Source organism: Streptomyces minutiscleroticus (genome assembly GCF_014650875.1).
GTDB classification, from domain to species: domain Bacteria; phylum Actinomycetota; class Actinomycetes; order Streptomycetales; family Streptomycetaceae; genus Streptomyces; species Streptomyces minutiscleroticus.
This window is the reverse complement of record NZ_BMVU01000261.1, coordinates 1-604: the sequence shown is the minus strand read 5'-3', so window position 1 is coordinate 604 and position 604 is coordinate 1. Positions and strand designations below refer to the sequence as shown.

Genomic DNA, 604 nt, shown 5'->3' with positions numbered 1-604 from the left:
CGCTTGGGGGGAAATTCTGTGAGTGAAGCGGTGGTCGCTGGCATGATCATAGGGGATTATTTTGCGTCGCATTGTTTAGAAGCGCAAATTGAAATCAACACGCAAAAGGTTGAAGCCTTCATTAAAGAAAGCCAAGATTATATGCATTTTTTATTGCATAATGAAGGCAAGGAAGACGTGTATGAAATCAGAGAACGCATGAAAGAAGTCATGGATGAAAAAGTGGGCGTTTTTAGAGAAGGCAAAAGGCTAGAAGAAGCCCTTAAAGAATTGCAAGAACTTTATGCGCGCTCCAAAAACATTTGCGTGAAAAACAAGGTTTTGCACAATAACCCTGAATTAGAAGACGCTTACCGCACCAAAAAAATGCTCAAACTCGCGCTTTGCATCACTCAAGGAGCGTTACTGCGCACTGAAAGCAGAGGGGCTCACACAAGGATTGACTACCCTAAAAGAGACGATGAAAAATGGCTTAATCGGACTTTAGCGAGCTGGCCTAGCGCTGAGCAAGACATGCCCACGATTGAATACGAAGAATTAGATGTGATGAAAATGGAAATCAGCCCTGATTTTAGGGGCTATGGCAAAAAGGGCAATTTCATTC

1 pseudogene is annotated in these 604 nt (G+C 42.9%); it reads left to right on the top strand.

From position 1 onward, the window contains the following. Nucleotides 1–18 precede the first annotated feature (18 nt). Nucleotides 19–604, top strand: a pseudogene (locus IE271_RS44645) (hypothetical protein); the annotation flags it as partial.